Source organism: Kitasatospora sp. NPDC057198 (assembly GCF_042670125.1).
Classification (GTDB): domain Bacteria; phylum Actinomycetota; class Actinomycetes; order Streptomycetales; family Streptomycetaceae; genus Kitasatospora.
In genome coordinates this window covers 1-7,211 of the sequence record NZ_JBHUWH010000402.1, presented here as the reverse complement: position 1 = coordinate 7,211, position 7,211 = coordinate 1, and the positions used below count along the sequence as shown (strand labels likewise).

The following is a 7,211-nucleotide window of genomic DNA, read 5'->3' as shown; positions in this document are numbered from 1 at the left end:
CGAACTCGGTGGTGTACGTCTTCGCCAGGTCGATCTCCGCCTCCTTGCCCTGCACGTCGGGGTGGAAGGCGGCCAGCACCGACAGCACGGTCCTCGGGCCGTCGGCGGGCATCACGCCGTCGGTGGTGAACATCGGCAGGGTGGCCTTGATCGAGGCCGCGTACTCGGCGGCGCCGCCCTGCGCGTAGTCGGCGGGCATCTGGGCGGCGATCTCCTCCGGGGTGTGGGTGTTCATCCACTTCAGGGTCTTCACGAAGGCGTCGGCGAGCTTCTGCACGGTGTCCTTGTTGCCGTCCACCCACGCGGTGCTCATGTACAGCGAGGAGGACGGGTACAGGCCGCCGAGCGCCGCCTTCGACCCCTCCGGGGTGCGCATGTCGTACAGCACGGTGCCGAGCTGCTTGGACAGGATGTTCGCCACCGTCGGGTCGGTGGTCATGCCGGCGTCGATCGAGCCCTGCTGGAGCGCGGCGATGAAGGTCTGGCCCGCGCCGACCGCGATCGGGCTGAACTCGCTGACGTTGACGCCGTTCTTGACCGCCAGGTACTTGGTGAGGAAGTCGGTGGAGGAGCCGATGCTGGTGACGCCCAGCTTGCGGCCCTTGAAGTCCGCACCGGACCTGATCGCGTCGGCCTGCTTCGCGGAGACCACCTCCACCTCGCCGGGGGCCTGCGAGAACTGGACGACCGACTCGACGCTCTTGCCCTTGGCCTGGAGGTCGATGGTGTGGTCGTAGAAGCCGACCGCGCCCTGCACGTCGCCCGCCAGCAGCGCGGTGGTGGCGTTGACGCCGGCCGGCTCGCTCAGCAGCTCGACGTTGACCCCGGCGTCGGCGAAGTAGCCGAGCCGCTGGGTCAGCATGGCCGGCAGGTAGATGACCTTGTCCAGGCCGCCGACCATGATCTTGACGGTCGGCCCGTCGACCTTCTTCCCGGCCGGCGCGGCGCCGTTGTGGGAGGTCGCGGCGTCGTTGGCACAGGCGGACAGCGGCAGCAGGAGGACGGCGGCGAGGGCGGCGGCAGCGGTTCTGCGCATGGTGGGGGAGCCTCTCTGGACGAAAAGGGAGCGGGGGTCAGCGGCCGTCGCCGGCGTCGGCCGGCTTCCAGCGGAACAGGCGCTTCTCGGCGAAGGTCAGCAGGCCCTCGGTGAACAGCGCGACCACGGCCAGGATGGTCATCGCGGCGTACACGCCCGCCGCGTTGAAGGTGCCCTGCGCGGCCGCGACCATCAGGCCCAGGCCCTTGGTGGCGCCGATGTACTCGCCGACGATCGCGCCGATCAGCGCGAAGCCGAAGCTGACGTGCAGGCTGGTGAAGATCCAGGTGGTGGCGGCGGGGATGACCACCTGCAGGGTGACCTTGCGGTTGCTCGCGCCCAGGATCCGGGCGTTGGCGACCAGGTTGCGGTCCACCTCGCGGGCGCCCTGGAAGGCGTTGAAGAACACCGGGAAGAACACCAGCACCACGGCCGAGGCCACCTTGGACGCCGGGCCGAGGCCGAACCAGATCAGGAAGATCGGCGCCAGCACGATCCGCGGGATCGCGTTCAGCACCTTGATGTACGGGCCGAACACGTCCGCCAGGAACCGCACCCGGCCCAGCGCGATGCCCAGCAGCACGCCGCCGACCACGCCCAGCACCCAGCCGGTCAGCGCCTCGTACAGGGTGTAGCCGATCTGCTCGCCGAGCGAGCCCTGCGCGGTGCCGTGGGTGACCCACTGCCAGATCTGCGCCCAGATCCTCGACGGCTGGGAGAAGTTGAACGGGTCGACCACCCCGGTGCGGGAACAGACCTCCCACAGGCCCAGGAACCCGGCCAGCACCGCGGCCCGGGCCCCGTACACGCCCAACCTCCGGTTGCGGGCCGCCCGTTCGCGCACCTCGGTGCGGGAGACGGCGGGGGCGGCGGATGCTACTGCGGTCTCAAGCGGCACGACCCGCTCCTCTCTCACGGGTGATCCGGACCTCTTCGCCGAGCGAGGCCCAGATCTCCCGGTACAGCTCGACGAAGCGCGGCTCCAGCCGGACGGCCTCCACGGTGCGCGGGCGCGGCAGGTCCACGGTGAAGACCTCCTTCACGGTGGCCGGCCCGGCCGTCATCACCACCACCCGGTCGGCCAGCGCGATCGCCTCGTCCAGGTCGTGCGTCACGAAGACCACCGAGGAGCCGGTGCCCGCCCACAGTTCGAGCAGCTGGTCCGACATCAGCGCCCGGGTCTGCACGTCCAGCGCCGAGAACGGCTCGTCCATCAGCAGGATCCGCGGGTCGTTGACGAAGGTCTGCGCCAGCGCGACCCGCTTGCGCATGCCGCCCGACAGCTGGTGCGGGTAGCGGTCCTCGAACGCCGACAGGCCCACCCGGGACAGCCAGTCGCGGGCCTTCTCCCGGGCCTCGTCGGCCGGCACGCCGCGGAACCGCGGCCCCGCCGTCACGTTCGACAGCACCGTGCGCCACGGGAACACGGCGTCCTGCTGGAAGACGAAGCCGACGTGCCCGTTGATGCCGGACACCGGCTCCCCGTACACCCGCACCTCGCCCTCGGTGGGCTCCTCCAGGCCGCTGACCAGCGTCAGGGTGGTGGACTTGCCGCACCCCGTCGGGCCGACGACGGCGACGAACTCGCCCGGGGCGACGGTCAGGTCGAGCTCCCGGACGGCGGTGTGCAGGGCGCCGGACGGCGTCCGGAAGCGTTTGGTCGCCCCGGTCAACTCGATCGCCGGGACGGCCCCGGCCTTGTGCGGGTCCACGTGAACCACCTACCTCCTCGGCCGGCTCCCTCGCCGGCCCGCTGCTGTGGACCGGGACGCTACGAGGGACGGCGGGGGCGGCGGGAGCCTTGCGGGCTTAACGCGGGTTTGCCGCGTTGAGGGCTGTTGTGCTCGTTTTGCTTCCGCTACAACAGCCGGGGCCGGGGCTGACAGAAACACGCCGGAAACATAGGGTGGCCCCCCACCCCGAAACCCCGGGCCCCCGAGCCCCCGCACCGGCTCCGAGCAGGAAGGACACCCCGATGGGACGACCGCGCCGACCCCGCCGGGTCTTCGCCCAACTGCTGCTCAGCCAGACCCTGGTGACCGTCGCCGTCACCGCCGTCACCGCCGGGCTGTTCCTCGCCCCCGTCAGCGCCGAACTCGACCGCGACGCCATGCAGCGCGCCCTGTCCATCGCCCGCGTCACCGCCACCGACCCGGCCGTCGCGCGGGCCGCCGCCGACCGCGACACCGCCACCGCGCAGGACATCGCCGAACGGATCCGGCACACCGCCCGCGCCGAGTTCGTCGTCATCACCGACGACCACGGCATCCGGCTCTCGCACACCGACCCGGCCCGGATCGGCCTGCGGGTCTCCACCGACCCCGGGGCCGCGCTGCGCGGCGAGGAGGTCACCGCCATCCAGGACGGCACCCTCGGCCGCACCGCCCGCGGCAAGGTGCCGCTGCGGACCGCCGACGGCCGGATCGTCGGCGAGGTCTCGGTCGGCCTCAGCGACGACTCCATCCGCGGCCGGCTGGTCTCGATGGCCGGCGGCATCCTGCTCTGCGCCGGCGCCGGGCTCGCCGTCGGCCTCACCGCCACCCTCGCCCTGGCCCGCCGCCTCAAGCGCCGCACCCACAACATCGCCATCGCCGACATCGCCGCCCTGCTGATCGAACGCGAGGCCATGCTGCACGGCATCCGCGAGGGCATGCTCGCCCTCGACGCCGCCGGGCGGATCCGGCTCGCCAACGACGAGGCGCTGCGCCTGCTCGCCCTGCCCGAGGACTGCGCCGGCCGCACCGTCGACGACCTGCTGCCGCCCGGCCGGCTCGCCGACGTGCTCACCGGCCGGGTCAAGGGCGCCGACCTGCCCGCCGTCCGCGACGACCGCGTCCTGCTCGTCAACCGGATGGCCACCGCCGACGGCGGCGCCGTCACCACCCTCCGCGACCGCACCGAACTCGAGCACCTGGTAAGGGAGTTGGACCACACCCGGGGCCTCACCGACGCCCTCCGGGCCCAGGACCACGAACACGCCAACCGGATGCACACCCTGCTCGGCCTGATCGAACTCGGCCGCCACGACCAGGCCGCCGCCTTCATCTCCGAACAGTCCGGCACCCGCGCCGCCCGCGCCGCCCGGATCGGCCGGCACGTCCAGGACCCGCACACCGCCGCCCTGCTCACCGGCAAGGCCGCCGTGGCCGAGGAACGCGGCATCCGGCTCACCGTCACCCCCGACAGCCACCTCCCCGACGCCCTGCACGACGCCCGCGCCCTGGTCACCGTCGTCGGCAACCTGGTCGACAACGCGATGGACGCCGCCCCCGGCGGCACCGTCGAGGTCCGGCTGCGCACCGCCGGGCCCACCCTGCTGGTCGAGGTCGCCGACAGCGGCCCCGGCATCCCGCCCGAGCTGCGCGAACGCGTCTTCGAGGAGGGCTGGAGCAGCAAGGACGCCCCCGCCCACCGCCCCCGCGGCCTCGGCCTCGCCCTGGTCCGCCGCCTGGTCGAACGCACCGGCGGCCGCCTCGCCGTCGGCACCGGCCCGCTCGGCGGCGCCCGCTTCACCGTCGAACTCCCCGAAGCCCTGCGCAGCGCCGACCCCGCCCCGGAACACCTGCTGGAGAACGCATGATCGACGTCCTCGTGGTCGACGACGACTTCCGGGTCGCCGACGTGCACGCCGCCTACGTCGCCAGAGTCCCCGGCTTCCGGGTCACCGGCACCGCCCACAGCGCCACCCAGGCGTACGCCGCCCTCGAACGCACCCCCGTCGACCTCGTCCTGCTCGACCACCACCTGCCCGACGAGACCGGCCTCGCCCTGGTCCGCCGCCTGCGCGAGGCGGGCGTCCGCTGCGACGTCATGATGGTCACCGCCGCCCGCGACGTCTCCACCGTGCACGCCGCCATGCAGCACGGCGCCCTCCAGTACCTGGTCAAACCCTTCAGCTTCGCTGGGCTGCGCGACAAGCTCACCGCCTACGCCGACCTGCGCCACGCCCTGGCCGGCCCCGCCGCCCGGGAGACCTCCCAGGACGAGGTCGACCGGATGTTCGCCGCCCTGCGCACCGGCACCACCCCCGCCGCCGCCCTCCCCAAGGGCCACAGCGCCCCCACCACCGACCTCGTCCTGGCCGCCCTGCGCCGGGCCGGCACCGCCCTCTCCGCCCAGGAGGTCGCCGAGGCCACCGGCCTCTCCCGCTCCACCGCCCAGCGCTACCTCAAACAACTCGCCCAGGACCGCCGGCTGCGGCTGTCCCTGCGCTACGGCGACACCGGCCGCCCCGAACACCGCTACCTGCTCGCCGCGGCCCCCCGCTGACTCCCCCGGCGATCCCCCGGCCCCTCAGCCGAGCGGGCGGACCATCGCCACCAGCTCCGGCGACAGCGCCGACCCGGGCTGCACGCCGAACGCCCGGTAGCCCCAGCCCTCGTACACCCGCCGCACCCGGCCCTCCCCGGCCAGCGGATTGACCATCAGGCAGACCCGCCGCTCCGCCCGCCCGGCCAGCAGCCCGTCGTGGATCCGCCGCGCCGCCCCCGTGCCCCGCCAGCGGCCCCGCACCCCGATCTCCCGGAGCGCGAACACCGGCTCGTCGGCGAACCCCTCCGGCAGCGGCCCCGCCAGCCGCCCCCAGTACCCGTCGCCCGGCCCCACCGTGTTCCCGTACGCGTACCCCGCCACCGTGCCGCCGTCGTGCCCCAGGACCAGCGCGAACCCCGCCCCGGCCGCGTGCAGGTCGAGCCGCCCGGCGAACGCCCCGACCCGGTAGTTCGGCTCGTGCAGCAACGGCGCCCGGACGTCCGCGTACACCTCCAGCAGCGCCGCCCGGACGGGCGGGGTGAGCACGGTGGAACGGCGCAGCTCGACGGGCACGGCGGGGCCTCCGGTTCCTCGGCGGGGTGGATCACGGCGGGACGGGACACGGCGGGGCGGGACATGGCGGGCGGACCGCACCGGCGGGGCGGGGGGCAGCCGGACGCCGGGAGGTAAACGTGTCGACAGCGCCGCCGGTGCCCGGCACAGTGGGAGCCGTGACGAGCAGCGAACTGTGGGACCGTGAGACCGCCGAACGCTACGACGCCGGGGAGGCCGAATCGTCCTCGCCCGCCGCCCTCGAACCGGCCCTCGCCTTCCTCGCCGAACTCGCCGGGGACGGCCGGGCCCTGGAGTTCGCCATCGGGACCGGCCGGGTGGGCGTCCCGCTCCGGGAACGCGGCGTGCCGGTCGCGGGCATCGAACTGTCCGAGCACATGGCGGCCGTGCTGCGGCGCAAGGCCGACGAGGACACCCTCCCGGTGACCATCGGGGACATGGCCACCACCGCCGTCCCCGGCGGGTTCACCCTGGTCTACCTCGTCTACAACACCATCTCGAACCTGCTCACCCAGGACGAGCAGGTCGAGTGCTTCCGCAACGCCGCCCGCCACCTGGAGCCCGGCGGCCGGTTCGTCATCGAGCTGGGCGTGCCTCCGCTGCGCTTCCTGCCGCCCGGCCAGTCCGCGGTGCCGTTCGACGTCTCCGACCGCCACCTCGGCTTCGACACCTTCGACCTGGTCGAGCAGGTCCTGGTCTCGCACCACTTCACCCGCGAGGGCGACGACGGCCCCTACCGCCGCGACAACTCCCGCCACCGGTACGCCTGGCCGGCCGAACTCGACCTGATGGCCCGGATCGCCGGCCTCGAACTCGAACGCCGCGTCGCGGACTGGGACGGCACCCCGTTCACCCAGGACTCCGCGAAGCACGTCTCCGTCTGGCGCAAACCGCCGTCCTGACCAGCCGCCCCACCACCGGGCCCCGGCCGAGCGGGGATTGTCGGTGGCGGTGGCTAGGGTGGCGCCCATGACTCTGGCAGCAGTGATGATCACGGTGGACTGCGCGGAACCGCAGGAACTGGCCCGCTGGTGGGCCACCGCGCTGGGCGGCGAGATCGCCGAGGACCACGGCGACTTCGTCATCGTCGGCGCGAAGCCCGTCGCGATGGGCTTCCAACGGGTGCCCGAGGAGCGGGCGGGCAAGAACCGGGTGCACGTCGACTTCGCCGTCGCGTCCGGCACCGGCATGGCGGAGGAGGTCGCACGGCTGGTCGCCCTGGGGGCGAGCGTCGTGGGCGAGCACAGCATCCCCGGCCTGACCTGGACGGTCCTGCAGGACCCGGCCGGCAACGAGTTCTGCGTCCACTGAGCCGCAGGACCGGCGGCAACGGCGAAGCCCCGCCCGGCAC

At 73.6% G+C, this 7,211-nt stretch carries 8 protein-coding genes; 4 read left to right on the top strand and 4 right to left on the bottom strand.

Annotated elements, in window-relative coordinates; all coding sequences use genetic code 11:
• The 3 genes from ACFUEL_RS31385 to ACFUEL_RS31375 form a co-directional block, all read right to left on the bottom strand.
• Positions 1 to 1,036 (bottom strand): ABC transporter substrate-binding protein (locus ACFUEL_RS31385; RefSeq protein WP_380240226.1); only part of this gene is annotated, 1,036 nt, incomplete at its 3' end.
• A gap of 37 nt (positions 1,037 to 1,073) precedes the next feature.
• The gene (locus tag ACFUEL_RS31380; RefSeq protein WP_380240224.1) at positions 1,074 to 1,934 is read right to left on the bottom strand and encodes an ABC transporter permease; all 861 of its coding nucleotides are present in this window, start codon (positions 1,932 to 1,934) and stop codon (positions 1,074 to 1,076) included.
• A complete protein-coding gene (locus ACFUEL_RS31375; protein ID WP_380240223.1) occupies positions 1,924 to 2,748 on the bottom strand; it encodes an ABC transporter ATP-binding protein in 825 nt (274 codons plus the stop codon). The genes ACFUEL_RS31380 and ACFUEL_RS31375 overlap by 11 nt, the downstream gene beginning before the upstream one ends.
• A gap of 263 nt (positions 2,749 to 3,011) precedes the next feature.
• Between ACFUEL_RS31375 and ACFUEL_RS31370 the strand changes: the two genes are divergently transcribed.
• Together ACFUEL_RS31370 and ACFUEL_RS31365 are read left to right on the top strand one after the other, a co-directional pair.
• Entirely contained in the window at positions 3,012 to 4,616 is a 1,605-nt protein-coding gene (locus ACFUEL_RS31370; protein ID WP_380240221.1) for an ATP-binding protein, read from the top strand.
• Positions 4,613 to 5,305 carry a response regulator gene (locus ACFUEL_RS31365; RefSeq protein ID WP_380240220.1) on the top strand — a complete coding sequence of 231 codons (693 nt, stop codon included), beginning with the start codon at positions 4,613 to 4,615 and terminating at the stop codon, positions 5,303 to 5,305. The genes ACFUEL_RS31370 and ACFUEL_RS31365 overlap by 4 nt, the downstream gene beginning before the upstream one ends.
• 24 nt (positions 5,306 to 5,329) lie before the next feature.
• Here ACFUEL_RS31365 and ACFUEL_RS31360 read toward each other — a convergent pair whose 3' ends face one another.
• Positions 5,330 to 5,860 (bottom strand): GNAT family N-acetyltransferase, encoded by a 531-nt coding sequence (locus tag ACFUEL_RS31360; protein WP_380240218.1) that lies wholly within the window; start codon positions 5,858 to 5,860, stop codon positions 5,330 to 5,332.
• Positions 5,861 to 6,018: 158 nt separating this feature from the next.
• Here ACFUEL_RS31360 and ACFUEL_RS31355 point away from each other — a divergent pair, with 158 nt between their 5' ends.
• Positions 6,019 to 6,762: a class I SAM-dependent DNA methyltransferase gene (locus ACFUEL_RS31355; RefSeq protein WP_380240216.1), complete on the top strand. Its 744-nt coding sequence runs from the start codon at positions 6,019 to 6,021 to the stop codon at positions 6,760 to 6,762.
• Positions 6,763 to 6,829: 67 nt separating this feature from the next.
• Positions 6,830 to 7,171, top strand: coding sequence for a VOC family protein (locus tag ACFUEL_RS31350; protein WP_380240214.1), 342 nt, complete (start codon positions 6,830 to 6,832; stop codon positions 7,169 to 7,171).
• Positions 7,172 to 7,211: the final 40 nt, after the last annotated feature.